The following is a 19,671-nucleotide window of genomic DNA, read 5'->3' as shown; positions in this document are numbered from 1 at the left end:
CTCCTAGGACTTTATATACGCTTTGCCGGATGCGGCAGGCCCTCGGACACGGCCGACCACCCCCGCGACCGCGAAGATCGTCACGAGGTAGGGCAGCATCAGCATGAACTCGCTGGGCACGGGTGAACCAATGATGCTCAGCACACTCTGCAGGTTCGACGCGAATCCGAAGAGGAGGGCGGCGAGCGTCGCCCTGATCGGATCCCAGCGGCCGAAGATGACCGCCGCCAGCGCGATGAATCCGGCTCCGGCCGTCATCTCTTTGTTGAATGACCCGACAGAGCCCATGGTGAAGTACGCACCACCGAGACCGGCGATCGCTCCGGCGAGCGAGACGTTCCAGAACCGGGTGCGGGCGACGTTGATTCCCACGGTGTCGGCAGCCTGCGGGTGCTCGCCCACGGCGCGCAGACGCAGCCCCCAGCGCGTCTTGAAGAGGGCGAAGAAGACGACGGCGACCGCGACGTAGAGGATGTAGACGATGATCGTCTGGCGGAACAGCACAGGCCCGAGAATCGGGATCTCGCTGAGGCCGGGGATCGGGAGACGGGGCAGCCGGATGGTGGCGCTGTTGTTGAGCAGATCGGTGTTCTTGGTCAGCACCTGCGAGTAGAGGAAGCTCGTGAGGCCCGTGACCAGCACGTTGAGAACGACACCCACGATGACCTGGTCGACGAAGTACTTGATCGAGAACGCCGCCAGCACGAACGACACGAGTACACCGGCGGCCATGGCCGAGATGAGACCGAGCACGGCCTGGCCGGTGACCGATGCGACCACGGCCGAGACGAACGCGCCCGCGAGCAGCTGCCCCTCGATGGCGACGTTCACCACACCGACGCGCTCGGAGATGACGCCGCCGAGGGCTCCGAAGACGAGCGGAACGCTCAGACCGACTGCTCCGACGAGGAGACCGGGAACGGGGATCGTGGCGCCGGCCGCTGCCCATGTGAGGAATGCGACGAGGAACAGGAGGGCGAACACGACCGTGATCCAGAGCCGGACAGGCCGGTTGCGCGACACGAGGAACGCACTGTAGGCAGCCAGGGCCACCAGCAGAACGGTGAGCACGATGCCGGTCGCACGCGTCGGCGCCTCGATCGTGGGGATCTGTACGAAATCGGAATCGGTCGACAGCCGGAATCCGCTGACGCCCTCTCGGCCGAAGACGACGAAGAGGAGGATCGCGATGATCGAGAAGATGCCGAAGGCGATCGGTGCCTTCCAGCTCTTGACGACGGTCTTCTCGAGAGCAGGCGGAACGGAGTCCGGATGGTTGTGCTGCAGCGGAGCGTCTTGGATGGTCACTTGGTCGCCTCCGCAGTCTGAGTGCGCGGTCGTCGGAGTTTGACACCGCTCGGTTTGGGCAGCCGGAACACCGCGCGCACGAGCGGGGGCGCTGCGATGAAGAGCACGATGAGGGATTGGATCACGACGACGATGTCGATGGGGATTCCCTCCGACGCCTGCATGGCGAACCCTCCGGCCTTGAATGCGCCGAACAGGATTCCGGCGAAGAAGATGCCCCACGGCTTGGAGCGACCGAGCAGCGCCACGGTGATGGCGTCGAAGCCGATGCCCGCGTCGATGCCCGAACTGAATCCGGTCGTGACCGTGCCGAGAACCTGCGCGACGCCGGCGAGGCCGACGAGGCCGCCCGACAGGAGCATCGCGTAGATGTACATCTTGTTGACGCTGATTCCCGCGACGCGAGCGGCGTTCGGGTTCTCGCCCACCGCGCGGAACTGGAAGCCGAGATTCGACCGATTGAGCAGGTACCAGACGTAGATCGTGGCCGCGATCACGAAGATGAATCCCCAGTGCAGATTGAACTGCGGGCCGAGGAGGTCGGGGAACACGGCTGTGGGGAGCGCAGCCGGAGTCTTCGGGTTGTTCGAGCCGGGAGCCTGGAGCAGTCCGGGGGTCTTCAGCATGAACGAGATCAGGTAGAGGGCCACGAAGTTGAGCATGATCGTGACGATCACCTCGTGCGCTCCCGTTCTCGCCTTCAGCAGTCCGACGATTCCGCCCCAGAGGGCACCACCGATAATGCCGGCGGCGACAGCGAGAATGAGGTGCAGTCCGTAGGGCAGCTCGAACGACCAGCTGACCCACCCGGCGCACGCGGCGGCGATGAGCATCTGGCCGCGGCCGCCGATGTTGAAGAGTCCGACGCGGAACGCCAGCCCCACACCGAGGCCCGCCGCGATGAGCGGGGTGGCGAAGGTGAGCGTCTCGGTGAGCGGCTTGATGCCGGCGATGAAGCCGGGGCGACGGAAGTTGTACACCGCACCCTGGAACAGCGAGGTGTAGGCGCCCGAGACGGAATCCCAGACCGCCTTGATCAGGTCGCCGGGGCGGGCGAAGAAGTACCCCGCGGCCGTCGAGACCTTGTCATCGGTGAGGGCGATCAGGATTCCGCCCGCGAGCATCGCCAGCACGACGGCCAGGACCGAGATCATGGCGCTTCCGCCCACGATCTCGCGCATGACTCCGTGCCAGCGCGGCTCGGCGACGGGTGCGTCGGGCTTCTGGGGCGAGGATGCGACGGGTGGGCCGGAATCGACGGGTGGGACTGTGGGCTGGCTCACGCGGCCGCTCCTTCGGGTGGGGAGGTGACGGAATCGGGTACTTCGCCGGCCATCATGAGTCCGAGCACGTCGCGAGACGTGTCGCCCGGCACGATGCCCACGATCGTTCCCCGGTACATCACGGCGATGCGATCGGCGAGCGCGACGACCTCGTCGAGCTCGGTCGACACGACGATGACCGGAATGCCGGAATCGCGCGTCGCAACGATGCGCTTGTGCACGAACTCGATCGAGCCGACGTCGATTCCGCGGGTCGGCTGGGCCGCCATGAAGAGGCGCAGGTCGCGGCTGAGCTCGCGAGCGAGCACGACCTTCTGCTGGTTTCCGCCGGAGAGGCGGCCGACCGGAGTGGTGATGCCCTGGCTGCGGACGTCGAACTCCTTCGACTTCTGCTCGGCGAATTCCTTGAGGTAGTTCAGCTGGAGCGTTCCCGCTTTGACGAACGGCGCCCCGTCGCTGCGGTCGAGCATCAGGTTCTCGGCGATCGTGAACTCGCCGACGAGGCCGTCTTCTTTTCGGTCTTCCGGCACGAAGCCGATTCCCGACGCGAGCACCTGCTTCACAGACAGACCCCGGATCGACTTGCCGTCGAGCGTGATCTCGCCGCGCACGCGCTGCTGCAGACCCATGATGGCCTCGGTGAGCTCGGTCTGGCCGTTGCCCTGGACACCGGCGATCGCGAGGATCTCGCCCGCCCGAACGTCGAAGCTCACATTGTTGACGACCAGCTGGCCGTGGGGGTCGACCACCGAGAGGTTGGAGACGACGAAGGCGTCTGCTCCCGGGGTGGCCGGATCTTTGTGCACGGTCAGCTCGACCGCGCGACCCACCATGAGCGAGGCCAGCTCGGCATTCGTCGCTGTCGGCGATGCCTCGCCGACGACCTTGCCGAGGCGGATGACCGTGATGCGGTCGGCCACCTCACGCACCTCGCGGAGCTTGTGGGTGATGAAGACGATGGACGTACCGGCGGCCTTCAGCTGCCTCATGATGGCCATGAGCTCATCGGTCTCCTGAGGCGTGAGCACGGCGGTGGGCTCGTCGAACACGAGCACCTTGGCGTCGCGCGACAGCGCCTTGATGATCTCGACCCGCTGCTGCACACCGACGGGCAGATCGTCGACCAGCGCATCCGGATCGACGTGGAAGCCGAACCTCTCGCTGATCTCACGCACCTTCTCGCGTGCGGCGCCGAGGTCGAGCACGCCGGCCGCGTTCGTTTTCTCGTGGCCGAGCATCACGTTCTCGGCGACAGTGAACACGGGGATGAGCATGAAGTGCTGGTGCACCATACCGATTCCCGCCGCCATGGCATCGCCCGGCCCTGCGAAGTGCTGCACGACATCGTCGAGCAGAATGTCTCCCTCTTCGGCCTTGTAGAGGCCGTAGAGCACGTTCATCAACGTCGACTTGCCTGCGCCGTTCTCACCGAGGAGACAGTGGATCTCGCCCGGCTCGATCGTGAGGTCGATGTGGTCGTTGGCCGTGAGTGCGCCGAAGCGCTTGGTAATGCCACGGAGTTCGAGCTTCATAGAGACAATCTACCCATCAGTTCGATGCGTGAAGAGCGCGCTTAACGCGATCGGGGGACCAGCCTTGGCTGGCCCCCCGATTTCACGCGGGTTGAACGGTTCGTACGACTACTTGCTCAGGTACGAGGAGACCTTGACGTCGCCCGAGACGATCTTCGCCTTCAGGTCGTCGATCTCGCCCTGAAGCGAGGGGTTCACCTTCGACTCGAAGTCGTGGAACGACGCCATGCCGACTCCGTCGTTCTCGAGCGTTCCGACGTAGGGCTCGCTCGAGAAGTCACCGGCAGCGGCGTCGGTGACGACCGTGTCGGTGGCCGTCTTGATGCCCTTGAGGATCGACGTCAGGTAGAGGTCCTTGTAGGTGGGGTCGCTCTCGTAGAGGTCGGAGTCGACACCGACCATGGCGATGTCCTTACCGGACTCCTGGATCGCGACGCCCGCGCTCTGGTAGATCGGTCCACCGACCGGCAGCAGGATGTCTGCGCCCTGGTCGATGAAGTTCTGAGCGGTGGTCTTGGCGACGTCGTTGGCCTCGAAGCCACCGGTGAAGGTAGCGGAGTCGGGGTTGTCGAGGTCGTAGCCCAGAACCTTGACGTCCTTGGACTTCTGCTCGTTGTAGTACTTGACGCCCTGTGCGAAGCCGTCCATGAAGATGGTGACGGTGGGGAAGTTCATTCCGCCCCAGGTGGCGACGATGCCCGACTTCGAGTAGTCGGCGGCCGCGTAGCCAGCGAGGAATGCGGCACCGGCGGTGTCGAACGTGATCGGCTTGACATTGTCGGCCGTGATGGAGGCATCGTCGATGATCGCGAACTCGATGTCGGAGTTCGCTTCGGCAGCAGCCTTGGTCGCGTCGGCGAGCGCGAAGCCGACCGTGACGATCAGCGTGCAGTTCTGGTCGACGAGGCTCGAGATGTTCGGAGCGAACGCGGTCTCGGAGTCGGACTGAACGGTGACGGGCTCGACGCCCAGCTTCTTCGCGGCGTCGTTGAGACCCTCGAAGCCAGCCTGGTTGAAGGACTTGTCATCGAATCCACCAGCGTCGGAAACCATGCAGGGAAGCGCGTTCGAAGCGGCGGCGTCTGTCGAACCGGTTTCGGCCGGCGCGGATGCGCAACCGGCGAGGAGTGCGGCGAAGCCGAGGGTGGCGATGCCGCCCATGGCGGCACGGCGGATGGTCTTGCTCAAGATGTCCTCCAAGGATTGCCCCGCGATAAATGCGGAGCGCAGGGCTGTGTGGTTTCTCACGTTACCTAATGTGACGCGAGTCGAGACGCCTGCGCACGGCATCGCGGCCCAGTCGTTACAAAGACGCGTTCGCGCCGAAACAACCCCGAAATGTTCACCGCGAAAAAGCCCGAAAAGACGCCGGATGCGCCGCTCGGCACGGCGTCGAGCGGACCGGCTACGGCGTGCTGGGGCTCGTGACCTCGAGTGCGCCCGAGACGATATCGGCCTTCAGCCCGTCGAGTTCGGCCTGCAGCTCGGGCGTGACCGCGGCCGCCTTGTCGTGGTAGGGCGCCAGCGCCACTCCCCCGTTCTCGAGGGTCCCCACGAAGGGCGAGTTGTCGAACGAGCCGTCGAGGTCGTCGCCGACGATCTGCACGACGGCGTCGCCGGTGTTCTTCAGCACGCTCGTGAGGATGATCGACTTGTAGGTCGCCGGCAGTGTCTCGTAGCCGTCGTTGTCGACCCAGACGATCGACACATTGGGGTTCTCGAGCGCCGCCGCTGCCGCGCCCTCGCCCACCTGGCCGGCCACGGGCAGGATCACATCGGCTCCCTGGTCGATGAACGCCTGGGTCGTGACCTTGCCCTTGTTGATGTCTTCGAAGTCTCCGGTGAACACACCGTCCTGGGCATCCTTGTTCCATCCGAGGGCCTGCACGGCGGTGCCGTGCACCGCGTTGTACTTGGCAACGCCGTCGACGAAGCCGTCCATGAAGAGGGTCACGGGGGGCTGGTTTCCCCCGCCGAAGGTCGCGACCTTGCCGGTCGCGCTCGTTCCCGCCGCGAGGTATCCGGCCAGGTACGCGGCCTGCGCCGTGTCGAAGACGATCGGCTTGATGTTCTCGCCGTCGACCTGCTCGTCGACGATCGCGAAGTGCACGTCGGGGTTCGCCTTGGCGGCAGCCGTGGTCGCGTCGGCCAGCTCGTAGCCGACCGTCAGAACGAACTGGCATCCGCTGTCGACGGCCTGGGTCACGTTGGGCGCCAGGTCGGTCTCGTTGGTCGACACGATCACCTCGGCGTCGATCGAGAGGTCGGCCTTGGCCTTCTCGAGGCCCTCCCAACTCGACTGGTTGAACGAGCGGTCCTCGAGGCCGCCGGAGTTGGTGACCATTCGGGCGCAGTAGTCGCTGGCCGTCTCTGAGGTCTCGGGCGCCGGAGCGCATCCGGCGAGCACGAGGGCCGACGCGGCCACGGCGACGACGGAGCGCAGAACAGAAGAGGTCGACATGCAGAAGACACTAGTGGCTCGGTGGCCCGAGCATGAGGTCAGAGAACGTCGCCCGAACCGCCGAGGCGGAGAGCGTCGACGACCGACTTGACCCGCTGAGCGTGCTCGCTGGTGGTGACGAGCAGCGCATCCGGTGTGTCGACGACCACGATGTCCTTGACGCCGATGAGGCTGATCACGCGGCCGCTCTGCGAGACCACGACACCGCTCGACGAGTCGGAGAGCACGCGGGCGTTCTTGCCCAGGATGGCGAGCTCGGAACCGCGACCGGTGGAGTGCAGCTTGGCGATGGAGGCGAAGTCTCCGACGTCGTCCCAGCTGAAGTCGCCGGGCACGACCGCGAGCGTGCCGTCGAGGGCAGCGGGCTCGGCCACCGTGTAGTCGATGGCGATCTTTTTGAGCTTGGGCCAGACCTGGTCGACCACGGCGCCGCGGCGAGGGGTGTCCCACGCATCGGCCAGCTCGAGCAGACCCGCGAGCAGTTCGGGTTCGGCCTTGCCGAGCTGCTCGAGCAGCTTGTCGGCACGCGCGATGAACATGCCGCCGTTCCACAGGTACTTCTTGCTCTTCAAGTACTTCTTCGCCGTCTCGAGGTCGGGCTTCTCTACGAAGCGCTTCGCGACCATCGCCGTCGAGGCGCCAGGCAGGTCGAGGGCATCGCCGGTCAGGATGTAGCCGAAACCGACAGACGGCTCGGTCGGAGTGATGCCGATGGTCACGATGTAGCCGGCGTCGGCGGCGTTCACGGCCTGCACGACGGTGTCGCGGAAGGCCTCGGTCTGGGTGATCACGTGGTCGGCGGCGAACGAGCCGATGATGACGCCTGGCTCACGGTGCTCGAGGATCGCGGCGGCCAGTCCGATGGCGGCGGACGACTCGCGCGGCTCGCTCTCGAGCACCACGTTGATGTCGGCGAGCTCGGGGATCTGCTGCTCGACGGCGGCACGGTGGGCTCGCCCCGTGACGACCATCACCCGCTGCTCGCCGGAGATGGGGGCGAGGCGCTCCCAGGTGTCGCGCAGCAGGCTGCGTCCCGATCCGCTCAGATCGTGCAGGAACTTCGGCGCGTCCGCGCGGGAGAGCGGCCAGAGTCTCGAGCCGATGCCTCCGGCCGGAATGACACTGTAGAAACGGTCCATCGCAGAGTTCTCAGCCATGGCCCCACCATACCCATCCGAGCGTCGTGGCGATTGAACGGATGCTCACCTCGCCGCCACCGTCTATTAACCCCTGCGCCACCCGCCGCTCGTAGCGTTCGAAGCGTGCCCGGTGCATCCCCGGGCCGACGGGAGCAGCCCATGAGAGTCGCCGTCGTCACGGAGAGCTTTCTGCCCACAGTCAACGGAGTCACGAACAGCGTCTGCAAGGTGCTCGACTTCCTTGCGGACTCGGGGCACGAGGCGATTCTGATCGCACCTGCAGCGCGGAACACGCCGTCGAGCTACCGAGGGTTCGCCGTGCACGCGGTTCCTGCGGTCGCCTATCGGCAGTTCCCGGTCGGACTCCCGAATCCCCAGGTGCAGCGTGTGCTGTCGGCCTTCGCGCCCGACGTGCTGCACGCCGCCTCCCCGTTCCTGCTCGGGGCGCAGGCCATCTCGGCCGCGAACCGCATCGGCGTGCCGAGCGTGGCGATCTTCCAGACGGATGTCGCGGGGTACGCCAAACGCAATCATCTCGGCAAGGCCGCGGCTCTGGCCTGGCGCTTCGTCCGGTGGATCCACGAGGCCGCCGACCTCACCCTCGTTCCCTCATCGAGCTCGGAGCGCGACCTCGTCGCCGCGGGCGTCACCCGCCTGGCGCGGTGGGGCCGGGGCGTCGACACCGAGCGATACCACCCGCGGTTGCGCACGCATCCGGATGCCGTCGACTTGCACACGCGTCTGTCTCCGAACGGAGAGGTCGTGCTCGGCTATGTCGGCCGCGTCGCTCCGGAGAAGCAGCTCGAGCGCTTCGATGAGCTCCGCGGAATCGACGGGATCTCACTGGCCATCGTCGGAGACGGGCCGTCGACGCCATCCGTCGGCCGGCTGCTGCGCGGGATGCCCGTGACCTGGCTGGGCAGGATGGGCGGGCAACGCCTCGCCGTCGCGTATGCGAGCTTCGACGTGTTCGTGCATACGGGAACAGAGGAGACGTTCGGCCAGACGATCCAGGAGGCGCATGCGGCCGGTCTTCCGGTCGTGGCACCCCGTGCCGGAGGGCCCGTCGACCTCGTGCACGACGGGGCGGACGGATACCTCTTCGATCCCGACGCCCGGAGCGGCGACTCGAGCATGCGCACGCTCGTCGAGGATCTCGTCGTGTCGAGAGACCTGCGCCTTCGCATGGGAGAGTCGGGACGACGCGCCGTGCGTGCAACCACCTGGAACTCCGTCTGCACGGAACTGCTCGGCCACTACAAGCACGTGATCGCCGCTCGACGGCCCGTTCCCGTCGTCGAGGCAGTGTAAGCGCCCTTGCTGCTTAGGGATACCTAACAAGCATGGCCAGTCAGAACTTATAAACTGGACAGCATCTTCGCCTTCGCCCGATCCTGATGAACCTGCACGAGAAGACCGGCACGACCGCGACGAGCCATCTCCACCGATGATCTCCACCGCGAGATCAGGGCTTTCTCAACCAAGGAGGGTTGTTCGTGTCCAGAACCGAGACAGGAACCCAAGCGCCGGGTTCCCTTGCGCCCACAGGTAAGAGGCCCCAGGGCACTCTGTACCGCGGCCGCGAGGGAATGTGGTCGTGGGTGCTCCACCGCATCACCGGTATCGCCATCTTCTTCTTCCTGCTGGTGCACATCCTCGACACCGCGCTGGTGCGTGTCGCGCCCGAGGCGTACAACGCCGTGATGAGCACCTACAAGAACCCGATCATGGGGCTCGGCGAGACCGCTCTCGTCGGCGCCATCGCGTTCCACGCCTACAACGGCATCCGGATCATTCTCATCGACTTCTGGACCAAGGGTCCGAAGTACCAGAAGGTGATGTTCTACGTGGTCATCGGCCTCTGGGTCGTAACCATGGCCGGATTCGTTCCCCGCCATCTCATCAACGTCTTCAGCGAGGTGGGTCACTGATGGCCACGACGATCGAAGCCCCCCGCAGTCCATACTCCCGTGCACCGCGATCGCGCGGCATCAACTGGGAAAAGTGGGGCTGGATGTACATGCGCGCCTCTGGCCTCGTGCTGGTCGTGCTCATCTTCGGCCACCTCATCGTGAATCTCGTTCTCGGCGACGGCATCAAGGCCATCGACTTCGCCTTCGTCGGCGGCAAGTGGTCGAACCCGTTCTGGCAGGTGTGGGACTGCCTGATGCTGTGGCTCGCCATGATCCACGGCGCGAACGGCATGCGCACCCTCGTCAACGACTACGCATCTCACCGCACCACCCGGGGCATCCTCAAGGGCGCCCTGCTCTTCTCTGTCATCGTCCTCATAACGCTCGGAACTCTTGTGATCTTCACGTTCGACCCCTGCCCCGCCGGCGCACCCGCCGACCTCCTCGCCTCGTTCTGCTCGGCGAGCTGACGGCACCTGATATGACCGAGTACGCAGACGGATCCGTCGTAGACGGAGTTCATTACCACCAGTTCGACATCGTCATCGTGGGCGCCGGTGGCGCCGGCATGAGGGCGGCCATCGAGGCCGGCCCCAAGGCGAAGACGGCAGTCATCTCGAAGCTCTACCCGACCCGCAGCCACACCGGCGCGGCGCAGGGCGGCATGGCAGCCGCTCTGGCGAACGTCGAGGAAGACAGCTGGGAGTGGCACACCTTCGACACGGTCAAGGGCGGCGACTACCTCGTCGACCAGGATGCCGCGGAGATCCTGGCCAAGGAGGCCATCGACGCGGTCATCGACCTCGAGAACATGGGCCTGCCGTTCAACCGCACGCCCGAGGGCAAGATCGACCAGCGACGCTTCGGTGGCCACACCCGCGATCACGGCAAGGCGCCCGTTCGCCGTGCCTGCTACGCCGCCGACCGCACGGGTCACATGATCCTGCAGACTCTCTATCAGAACTGCGTCAAGTTCGGTATCAACTTCTTCAACGAGTACTACGTGCTCGACCTCGTGATGGTCAGCGACGGATTCGGCGGACAGCAGCCGGCCGGTGTCGTGGCCTTCGAACTCGCCACAGGCGAGATCCACGTCTTCCAGTCGAAGGCCGTGATCTTCGCAACCGGTGGATTCGGCAAGATCTACAAGACCACGTCCAACGCGCACACCCTCACCGGCGACGGCGTCGGAATCATCTGGCGCAAGGGTCTGCCGCTCGAGGACATGGAGTTCTTCCAGTTCCACCCGACCGGCCTGGCCGGCCTGGGCATCCTGCTCTCGGAAGCGGCCCGCGGCGAGGGCGCGATCCTTCGCAACAGCGAGGGCGAGCGTTTTATGGAGCGCTACGCGCCCACGATCAAGGACCTCGCGCCTCGCGACATCGTCGCCCGCTGCATGGCGCTCGAGATCCGTGAGGGACGAGGCGCTGGTCCGCACAAGGACTACGTCTACCTCGACATCACCCACCTCGACCCCGCGGTCATCGACGCCAAGCTGCCCGACATCACCGAGTTCGCTCGCACCTACCTCGGAGTCGAGCCGTACACCGAGCCGGTCCCCGTCCTTCCCACCGCGCACTACGCGATGGGCGGAATCCCCACCAACGTCCAGGCAGAGGTTCTCTCAGACAACACCACCGTCGTTCCCGGCCTGTACGCGGCCGGCGAGTGTGCCTGCGTCTCGGTGCACGGCTCCAACCGACTGGGTACGAACTCGCTGCTCGACATCAACGTCTTCGGCAAGCGCGCCGGCAACGCGGCGGCCGAGTACGTGCAGACCGCGCCGTGGGTCGAACTGCCCGACGACCCGGCGGCGGGCGTGCGGGAGCTCATCGAGAACGCCCGCAACTCGAACGGCACGGAGCGCATCGCGGTCATCCGGCGCGAGCTGCAGGAGTCGATGGACCGCAACGCCCAGGTCTTCAGAACCGAGGAGAGCCTCACCGAGGTGACCGAGGTCATCCACAACCTGCGCGAGCGCTACAAGAACATCCTCGTTCAAGACAAGGGCAAGCGGTTCAACACCGACCTGCTCGAGGCCGTCGAGCTGGGCTTCCTGCTCGACCTGGCCGAGGTGGTCGTGTACTCGGCGCGCAACCGCAAGGAGAGCCGCGGCGCTCACATGCGCGAGGACTTCCCGACCCGCGACGACGCGAACCACATGCAGCACACGATGGCCTATCTCTCGGGCGACCCCATGTCGGCCGACGCAGGAGACCACATCAGACTCGACTGGAAGCCGGTCGTCGTGACCCGTTACCAGCCCATGGAGAGGAAGTACTAATGAGTACAGCAACCCTGGATTCTCCGCCGGCACCCGCTGACGACGTCATCCCCACCTTCACCGTCACGCTCATCATCCGTCGGTTCAACCCCGACACCGACGACGAGCCCACGTGGCAGGACTTCGATGTCGAGATGTACCCCACCGATCGCGTGCTCGATGCCCTGCACAAGATCAAGTGGGAGCAGGACGGTTCACTCACGTTCCGTCGCTCGTGCGCACACGGCATCTGCGGATCAGATGCCATGCGCATCAACGGCCGCAACCGCCTGGCCTGCAAGACGCTCATCAAAGACCTCGACATCACGAAGCCCATCTACGTGGAGGCCATCAAGGGCCTGCCGCTCGAGAAGGACCTCGTCGTAGACATGGAGCCGTTCTTCGCGTCGTTCCGCGAGGTGCAGCCGTTCCTCATCGCTTCGTCGAAGCCCGAGAAGGAGCGCCTGCAGTCGGCGACGGAGCGCGCACGCTTCGACGACACCACGAAGTGCATCCTCTGCGCCGCGTGCACGTCGAGCTGCCCGGTCTTCTGGACCGACGGCCAGTACTTCGGCCCGGCCGCCATCGTCAACGCTCACCGGTTCATCTTCGACAGCCGCGATGAGGGCGCCAACGTGCGTCTCGACATCCTCAACGACAAAGAGGGCGTGTGGCGCTGCCGCACCACCTTCAACTGCTCCGAGGCATGCCCGCGCGGAATCCAGGTGACCCAGGCCATCGCCGAGGTCAAGCAGGCGATCATGCGGGGCAAGCCCTAGCGGTTGCTCTCCCGAGTGTGCAGAAACGGCCCGTTGCGTGAATAAGCACGGGCCGTTTCTGCACACTCGGCGCCTCAGGGGTGCCAGCCGTTGGCGATGAGCGCGTTGCGAACCCGAATGACGACCCTTTCATGGTCGGCGTTCATATGCTCCTTGAGCACGCGAACGACCTTCCAGCCCTCATCGGAGAAGTCCTCCAGACGATCGACGTCGCGACGGAATTGGCGGCGGTCATCGGCATGCTGTGAGCCGTCGTATTCGACGAGCACCTTGTGACGGCGGTAGACGAGGTCGCCTCTGCCGATGAATCTGCCGTTCTTTCCGACTACGTCGACGTTCAGTTCGGGCTCCGGCAGACCGCCGCGGATCAGAAGCAGACGAAGCTCGGTCTCCTTGGGCGACTCCGACCCTGGACGCACCAACTCGAGTGCAGCCACCAGCGCGCGGGAGCCTCGAACTCCTCGTCGAGAGTCGACGGCTCGCCGCAGCTGACCTGTCGTCTTCTGCGGATACCTGCCGCCGACGAGATGGTCACCTGCAATGACGAGCTCGTCAATCGAGAGCAGCGTCGCGCATTGGCACCACGCGTCGAGGATCGATACGACGCGTAGTCGCCGCAGCGACGCAGGCTCGACAGTGCCCGGCTTGAGCCGATGTCCCACGATGCCCACCACCCGCGGGCTCTGCGCTGGCGAGAACGTCGATACATGCAGTGGTGCGGTGTCGAATCGGCGAGGCAGCGGTATTCCGTGCAGCGCGGCGGCGGTGATGTGGGAGAACAACTGGCCGGGCGGCATGCGCACCGCGTACGCACGACACCGCAACCAGACATCGTCGGCGTCGTGCTCTGCCGCCGAAACCCGGACTCCGTGGAAAGGGGCAGTCAGATCCTGGCGTCTGAGCCGGCCCGGGGAGACTCCGAGATCGAGGGCCGCACGCACCGAGAAGGCTCGCCCGTCGAGCCCATCGGGTAGATCGCGCCGTCGAATCATGCCTCGATGATGCCGATGTCGTCGCGCGCCCGCGAAAGTTATCCCCACATCGCTCCGCTGCTCTCCCGAGTGTGCAGAAACGGCCCGTCGCGTGAGGACGCACGGGCCGTTTCTGCACACTCGGTGCCTCGCTCGGGCGACACGGGCGCGCGTCAAGCGGGCGGGGAGAATCCCGACTCCTGCGTAGGGTTGGGGGGTGACCAACAGCAGCGACGACTCCGACAAACCGGCCACCGGCATCCCCGCCCTCGTGCAGAGGGTGATGAAGCTCAAGCCCGTCCGGGTGTTCCAGCACTACGCGTCGAACGGCGGACCGCTGATGGCGGCCGGCATGTCGTATCAGGCCCTGTTCGCGGTGTTCGCCGCTCTCTGGGCCGGGTTCTCGATCGCCGGGCTCGTGCTCGCCTCGAACAGACCGCTGCTCGAGGAGTTGATCACGCTCATCGGCAGCGCGGTTCCGGGCCTCATCGGAGAAGGCGGCGCCGTCGACGCGGATGCCCTGCTGAACACACCCGCCCTCAGCTGGTCGGGCGCCATTGCCCTCGTCGGACTCGCGTTCACGGCCCTCGGGTGGCTCGCGTCCGCGCGCGACGCCATCCGGCGCATCTTCTCGGTCGGCCCCGACACGACGTTCTTTCTACTCCTCAAACTGAAGGATGCCGGGCTCGCCATCGGGTTCGGTATCGTGCTCGTCGTCTCGGCCGGCATCAGCATCGGCAGCACCACCCTCATCGGTCTCGCCTTCGACCTGATCGGCGTGGACAACAAATCAGGGTTCGCGCTGGTCGTGGCACGCATCGTCGGGCTGCTGATCGCGTTCGCACTGGACACCCTGGTGCTGCTCGTCTTCTACCGGGTGCTGACCGGTATCAAGATCCCCTTCCGACGAGTGATCAGCGGAGCGCTCATCGGGGCGGCGGCGCTGGGCCTGCTGAAGGCACTCGGTGGTCTGCTGCTCGGAGGGGCGAGCAACAACCCTCTCATCGCCTCGTTCGCCGTGATCGCCGGTCTGCTGATCTTTTTCAACCTCATCTGCCAGGTCATACTCGTCACGGCCGCGTGGATCTCCGTCGGAGTCACCGACGTGGGGCTCGACGTGCGCGGACTCTCGCCCGAGCAGCTCGACGCAGAGGCTCAGGTGAAACAGGCGGAGGCCCGAGTGGTGATCGCCGCGGCCGAGCGGGCGCGTCTCGAAGACGAGCTCCGGGATGCTCGCGGCCTGCGCCGCCGAGGCATCTCTCGACGTCTGAAGAACGCCGTCCGCGAGGAGTCGCGGTTGAAGAACGAGACCCCTCCGCCTCGCTAAACTGAGGCAATGTCTTCGACGAAAACCGGCACGTCCCTCCGCATCGCCTCTGTCAACGTCAACGGGGTGCGGGCCGCATTCCGCAACGGCATGGGAGCCTGGCTCGACGAGCGCGAGGTCGACATCCTCGCTCTGCAAGAGGTGCGGGCGGCAACGAGCGACCTCGAGAATCTGCTCGGAGACGAGTGGGACATCCTGCACGACGCGGCCACGGCCAAAGGCCGAGCCGGCGTGGCACTCGCCAGCCGCAACAAGGCCTCCATCCACCGGGTAACCCTGGGCGCCGACGACTTCGACAGCGCCGGCCGGTGGCTCGAGGCCGACTACGAGGTGGGTGGCAAGGTCGTCACGGTGGTGTCGACGTACGTGCACTCCGGCGAGGCGGGAACTCCCAAGCAGGTCGAGAAGTACAAGTTCCTCGACGCGATGATCGAGCGGCTGCCCCGACTGATGGAGCACAATCCGCTCTCCGTGGTCGTCGGCGACCTCAACGTGGGTCATCGCACGCTCGACATCAAGAACTGGAAGGGCAACGTGAAGCGGGCCGGCTTCCTCCCCGAGGAGCGCGCCTACTTCGACCGCTTCCTCGGCGCCGAGGGCGACCCCGACTACAACGCTGGTGCGGGCTTCGGTTTCGTCGATATCGGGCGCCGTGCGGCAGGCGAGGTCGAGGGTCCCTACACGTGGTGGTCGGCCCGCGGCCAGGCTTTCGACAACAACACCGGTTGGCGTATCGACTACCAGCTCGCCACCCCAGAATTGGCAGCGAAGGTCACCGATTACACCGTCGACCGCGCTGCAAGCTACGCCGAACGCTGGAGCGACCACGCTCCGGTGGTCGTCGACTACTCGATCTAGATCCCGGCCTCCAGACAGGCTAGGGGAACGAACACCAAGCTCAGGAACGCATCTACCATGACCAGCAAACCCCGTCTCCTCTCCGGCATGCAGCCCTCGGCCGCATCGCTCCACCTCGGCAACTACATCGGCGCGCTGATGAGCTGGAAGACGTTGCAGGAGACGCACGACGCGTTCTTCTTCATCGCAGACCTGCACGCCATCACCGTGCCCCAAGACCCGACGACATTACGCGAGAACACCCGGCTCACCGCAGCGCAATACATCGCCGCCGGCATCGATCCGTCGAAGTCGACACTGTTCGTGCAGTCGCAGGTTCCCGCTCATGCCCAGCTCGCATGGGTGCTCAACACGCTCACGGGCTTCGGCGAGGCGGGCCGCATGACGCAGTTCAAAGACAAGGCGGCGAAACAGGGATCCGACGCGGCGTCGGTCGGCCTCTTCACGTACCCGATCCTGCAGGCCGGCGACATCCTGCTGTACCAGGCCGCCGAGGTGCCCGTCGGCGAGGACCAGCGCCAGCACATCGAGCTGACCCGCGATCTCGCGACGCGCTTCAACTCGCGCTTCGGCGAGACCTTCCGCATCCCGGAGCCCTACATCCTCAAAGAGACGGCCAAGATCTTCGATCTGCAGAATCCCCAGTCGAAGATGTCGAAATCGTCGGAGTCACCGGCGGGCATCGTGTGGTTGCTCGATGACGCCAAGACCACGGCGAAGAAGATCATGCGTGCGGTGACGGATGCCGACGGCGAGATCGTCTTCGACCGTGACGCGAAGCCCGGGGTCGCCAATCTGCTGACGATCTTCTCGGTGCTGGGTGACGTTCCGATCGCCACCCTCGAGGCGGAGTTCGCGGGTCGCGGCTACGGAGATCTGAAGAAGGCGCTGGTCGAGGTCGTCGATTCGACTCTCGGACCGGTTCGAGAGCGCACCCTCGAGCTGCTGGCCGATCCCGCCGAGCTCGACCGCATCCTCGCCGCGAATGCCGACCGGGCGAACGAGGTGGCCTCGGCCACACTCGCCGACGTGTACGACAAGGTCGGGTTCCTGCCGCGATCGAGCTGACAGAGAGCGTGCGGCGCCGTCAGCGCCGCACGCTCTGCCCGGCCTCGACGACGACCTCGTGTACTCGGCGCAGATCCTCGATGAGCGAGCCGATGAGAATCCAGTGCGTCGGGCTCGGAGTGACGACCTGGAACGGTGCCGTCAAGGCGGGCAGCTCTGCCGTGCGCGGCAAGGGCTCGACGGTCCGGAGGTCGGACTCCTGCATCACGAGCCGCAGGTCGTGAGCCGCCTTTCTCATCTCGTCGGCGAGCCCGGCGACGGTGCTCTCGCTGTGCAGTGACTCGTCGTAGTTGTCGGCGAGGCCGCGCACCATGCCCGGCACCCGGCCCACAATGACGCCCAGCATGGCGAGCAGATCGTCATCGAGCTCCAACGCGTCGGAGTTGGCGCGTCTGCGAGGGTTGAACCGCAAGCTCTCCTCGGCACCCGTGACGGCCGCTCGGGCCTTGGTCAGCATCGGCGCGAGCAGCCGCACCTCGACGAGAGCGCGGTTGCGATCGGCAGCGGTCGAAGGTTCGACGAGCAGTCGGGCGAGGCCGTCGAGACACGCGGCAGTCTCCCGTCCGAGGGCCGCCACGGCGTCGTGGGCCGGCTGGAGTCTCACGGGCGGCACGATCAGGAGATTGATCACGACGGCGACGATGGCTCCCAGAGCGGTCTCGACGATGCGACCCGCCGCGTAGCCCGGGGTCTGTGAGCCGATCGAGAGCACGAGCATCGCGCTGATCGGCAGTTGCACGGTCGTCGACTGACTCAAGCGGAGCGCCCAGCCGGTCAGAAGGGCGAGGATGATGGCGAGCAAAACGATCCACGTCGACGGACCGAAGGCCAGCTCCACGAGGTACGCGATGATGACCCCGACGATCACTCCGACGGTTCGTTCGAGAGCTTTGGCGAACGACTGGTTCACGCTCGGTTGAACGACGATGATCGCGGCGATGGCACCGAAAACGGGCACCTGCTCCGGCAGGATGGCCAGGCAGACGATCCAGGCGAGGGAGGCCGCGACCCCCGTCTTCACGATCTGCAGCAGAGGCGCCCTGTCGTCTGACTGCAGCACCCGTGCGTACCGTGCCGGAGCGAGTCCCGCCTCCACCATGCGGCGGGCGAACACGCCTCGTCCGGGAGTCTCCGCCGAACGTGGTCTGGTCACCTCTCCAGCCTATTGCGCTGACGGGGCCGCGATAATGGACGCATGCTCAAGGGAATCGATCCACTGCTTAATGGCGACCTGTTGAAGATCCTCGATGACATGGGACACGGCGACCAGCTCCTCGTCGTCGATCGCAACTATCCCGCCCATGCCGCCGACAAGCCTCTGGTCTGGCTGGGCGAGGTCTCGATGGAACGGGCGGCCTCGGCCATCCTCAGCGTGCTCCCTCTCGACACCTTTCTCGACAAGCCGCTCGCCAGAATGGAGGTCGACGACGACCCGATCATCGTCACCCCCATCCAGGAGGCCGTGCTCGAGCTCGCCCAACGTGACCACGCCTCAGCCCTCGAATACGAGATCGTCCCGCGACTCGATTTCTACGACAGGGCGAAAAAGGTCTTCGCCGTCGTCCAGACGTTGGAGGACCAGCCCTACGCGTGCTTCATCCTGACCAAGGGCGTCATCTTCCCCACCTGACGCGCACGGGTACCGGCCGACGCAGAGCGGGAGTCGAGGTGAGCGGAAACACCCGCTCTACCCCGACTCCCGCGAATCCTGCTGGTCGGTGAGGTCGTCTACTCGATCGCGAAGAGTGTGTACGAGTCGACGTTCGCCTTGTTCACGACGACACAGTCGATCGACTGCTTCTCGTCTTCGCCGGTCTCGCCGGTCGTGATGAACTTATCGGCCTGCTGCACCGCGAGCTGCGAGATGAGCACGGCGGGCTGGAGCCCCGTGGCGAGCATCTTGCCGTCTTTGATGGCCTGAGCGGCATCCGGGCTGCCGTCGAAACCGGCCACCGTGACGTTCGCCAGAAGACCCGCCTGCTCGAGCGCCGCGACGGCTCCGAGCGCCATCGTGTCGTTGCCCGCGATCACGCCGTTGACGCCCGGATTGTTCTGCAGCAGGGTTTCCATCTTGGTGAAGGCCTCATCCTGGCTCCAGTTCGCCGTCTCGACCGCGACGCGCTTGAGGTCGGGATACTGGGAGATCACGCTGGCGTAGGCCTCCGAGCGCACACCGGCGTTCGTGTCCGACTCTTTTCCGGTGAGCTCGATGTACGAACCCGTGCCGTTGAGTGCCGTGACGAAGTCCTCGGCGACCGCGGCTGCGCCCTGGGCGTTGTTCGCCACGATCTGCGCCTTGGCGATGCCCGTCTCGTTGATCTCGCGGTCGATCAGGAAGACCGGGATGCCGGCGTCCGAGGCCTTCTGGATCGGGCCGATCGACGCATCCGCGCCGGCATTGTCGAGGATGATCGCAGCGGCCTTCTGGCTGATGGCCGTGTCGATCAGTTCGCTCTGCTTGTTCGGGTCGTCGTCGTGGCTGGCAACGGATGTCTTGTACCCGAGGCTCTCCGCCTCCGCCTTGGCGGCATCGGCCTCGGCCTTGAAGAACGGGTTCTCCGTCGCGGGAGTGATGATGGCAATCAGGCCACCGGCCTTGCTGTCGCCCGATCCGGCGCTGTCGGTGCTCGACGTGGATCCGCTCGAACATGCGGCGAGTGCAAAGACAGACAGGGTCGCGACTGCTGCGGCTGTGAGTGTGCGATTCAGTTTCATGAAAGTGTCCTTTCGTTCTCAAAGTTCCCGCGGGCGTCATCGTCAGCGGGTGCT

General features: G+C 65.6%; 18 protein-coding genes. 9 read left to right on the top strand and 9 right to left on the bottom strand.

The window, feature by feature from the left end:
- Positions 1 to 3 precede the first annotated feature (3 nt).
- The 6 genes from ASF79_RS03250 to ASF79_RS03225 all read right to left on the bottom strand — a co-directional run bounded on the left by ASF79_RS03250 (position 4) and on the right by ASF79_RS03225 (position 7,741).
- A complete protein-coding gene (locus ASF79_RS03250) occupies positions 4 to 1,287 on the bottom strand; it encodes an ABC transporter permease (RefSeq protein ID WP_055853084.1) in 1,284 nt (427 codons plus the stop codon).
- A 17-nt stretch (positions 1,288 to 1,304) separates the two neighbouring features.
- Entirely contained in the window at positions 1,305 to 2,591 is a 1,287-nt protein-coding gene (locus tag ASF79_RS03245; protein ID WP_235500614.1) for an ABC transporter permease, read from the bottom strand.
- Positions 2,588 to 4,123, bottom strand: coding sequence for an ABC transporter ATP-binding protein (locus tag ASF79_RS03240; protein WP_055851824.1), 1,536 nt, complete (start codon positions 4,121 to 4,123; stop codon positions 2,588 to 2,590). Before ASF79_RS03240 ends, ASF79_RS03245 begins: the two co-directional genes overlap by 4 nt.
- Before the next feature lie 108 nt (positions 4,124 to 4,231).
- Complete coding sequence (locus tag ASF79_RS03235; protein ID WP_055775586.1) at positions 4,232 to 5,311, bottom strand: BMP family lipoprotein; 1,080 nt, start codon at positions 5,309 to 5,311, stop codon at positions 4,232 to 4,234.
- 217 nt (positions 5,312 to 5,528) lie between these two features.
- Entirely contained in the window at positions 5,529 to 6,584 is a 1,056-nt protein-coding gene (locus ASF79_RS03230) for a BMP family lipoprotein (protein ID WP_055851822.1), read from the bottom strand.
- 38 nt (positions 6,585 to 6,622) lie between these two features.
- Positions 6,623 to 7,741, bottom strand: a complete 1,119-nt coding sequence (locus ASF79_RS03225; protein ID WP_055775592.1) for a mannose-1-phosphate guanylyltransferase — start codon at positions 7,739 to 7,741, stop codon at positions 6,623 to 6,625.
- A 141-nt stretch (positions 7,742 to 7,882) separates the two neighbouring features.
- On the opposite strand from ASF79_RS03225, the gene ASF79_RS03220 reads away from it, so the two are divergent.
- From ASF79_RS03220 to ASF79_RS03200, 5 genes are all read left to right on the top strand, one after another.
- Positions 7,883 to 9,034: a glycosyltransferase family 4 protein gene (locus tag ASF79_RS03220; protein ID WP_055851819.1), complete on the top strand. Its 1,152-nt coding sequence runs from the start codon at positions 7,883 to 7,885 to the stop codon at positions 9,032 to 9,034.
- Positions 9,035 to 9,219: 185 nt separating this feature from the next.
- On the top strand, positions 9,220 to 9,654 hold the full coding sequence (sdhC, locus tag ASF79_RS03215; RefSeq protein WP_082465943.1) for a succinate dehydrogenase, cytochrome b556 subunit: 435 nt from the start codon (positions 9,220 to 9,222) through the stop codon (positions 9,652 to 9,654).
- The gene (locus tag ASF79_RS03210) at positions 9,654 to 10,106 is read left to right on the top strand and encodes a succinate dehydrogenase hydrophobic membrane anchor subunit (RefSeq protein ID WP_055775601.1); all 453 of its coding nucleotides are present in this window, start codon (positions 9,654 to 9,656) and stop codon (positions 10,104 to 10,106) included. Before sdhC ends, ASF79_RS03210 begins: the two co-directional genes overlap by 1 nt.
- 11 nt (positions 10,107 to 10,117) lie before the next feature.
- Positions 10,118 to 11,920: a succinate dehydrogenase flavoprotein subunit gene (gene sdhA, locus ASF79_RS03205; RefSeq protein ID WP_055775604.1), complete on the top strand. Its 1,803-nt coding sequence runs from the start codon at positions 10,118 to 10,120 to the stop codon at positions 11,918 to 11,920.
- The gene (locus ASF79_RS03200; RefSeq protein WP_044441787.1) at positions 11,920 to 12,678 is read left to right on the top strand and encodes a succinate dehydrogenase iron-sulfur subunit; all 759 of its coding nucleotides are present in this window, start codon (positions 11,920 to 11,922) and stop codon (positions 12,676 to 12,678) included. Before sdhA ends, ASF79_RS03200 begins: the two co-directional genes overlap by 1 nt.
- Positions 12,679 to 12,752: 74 nt before the next feature.
- On the opposite strand, the gene ASF79_RS03195 is transcribed toward ASF79_RS03200, so the two are convergent.
- Positions 12,753 to 13,670 carry a DUF559 domain-containing protein gene (locus ASF79_RS03195; RefSeq protein WP_055851816.1) on the bottom strand — a complete coding sequence of 306 codons (918 nt, stop codon included), beginning with the start codon at positions 13,668 to 13,670 and terminating at the stop codon, positions 12,753 to 12,755.
- 196 nt (positions 13,671 to 13,866) lie between these two features.
- Between ASF79_RS03195 and ASF79_RS03190 the strand changes: the two genes are divergently transcribed.
- The 3 genes from ASF79_RS03190 to trpS are packed head-to-tail and all read left to right on the top strand — an operon-like array spanning position 13,867 to position 16,902.
- Positions 13,867 to 14,976, top strand: coding sequence for a YihY/virulence factor BrkB family protein (locus tag ASF79_RS03190; protein WP_055851813.1), 1,110 nt, complete (start codon positions 13,867 to 13,869; stop codon positions 14,974 to 14,976).
- 9 nt (positions 14,977 to 14,985) lie between these two features.
- Positions 14,986 to 15,834, top strand: a complete 849-nt coding sequence (locus ASF79_RS03185; protein WP_055851810.1) for an exodeoxyribonuclease III — start codon at positions 14,986 to 14,988, stop codon at positions 15,832 to 15,834.
- Between the two features lie 57 nt (positions 15,835 to 15,891).
- On the top strand, positions 15,892 to 16,902 hold the full coding sequence (gene trpS / locus ASF79_RS03180) for a tryptophan--tRNA ligase (RefSeq protein ID WP_055775618.1): 1,011 nt from the start codon (positions 15,892 to 15,894) through the stop codon (positions 16,900 to 16,902).
- 19 nt (positions 16,903 to 16,921) lie between these two features.
- Here the strand turns inward: trpS and ASF79_RS03175 are convergent, their stop codons facing one another.
- Entirely contained in the window at positions 16,922 to 18,055 is a 1,134-nt protein-coding gene (locus ASF79_RS03175) for an FUSC family protein (protein WP_235500613.1), read from the bottom strand.
- Between the two features lie 42 nt (positions 18,056 to 18,097).
- On the opposite strand from ASF79_RS03175, the gene ASF79_RS03170 reads away from it, so the two are divergent.
- Entirely contained in the window at positions 18,098 to 18,532 is a 435-nt protein-coding gene (locus tag ASF79_RS03170) for an RbsD/FucU family protein (RefSeq protein WP_055851808.1), read from the top strand.
- A 98-nt stretch (positions 18,533 to 18,630) separates the two neighbouring features.
- On the opposite strand, the gene ASF79_RS03165 is transcribed toward ASF79_RS03170, so the two are convergent.
- On the bottom strand, positions 18,631 to 19,617 hold the full coding sequence (locus ASF79_RS03165) for a D-ribose ABC transporter substrate-binding protein (protein ID WP_055775624.1): 987 nt from the start codon (positions 19,615 to 19,617) through the stop codon (positions 18,631 to 18,633).
- Between the last annotated feature and the right edge of the window lie 54 nt (positions 19,618 to 19,671).

This window comes from Agreia sp. Leaf335 (assembly GCF_001423605.1).
GTDB lineage: Bacteria > Actinomycetota > Actinomycetes > Actinomycetales > Microbacteriaceae > Agreia.
This window is presented reverse-complemented; position numbering and strand designations above follow the sequence as displayed.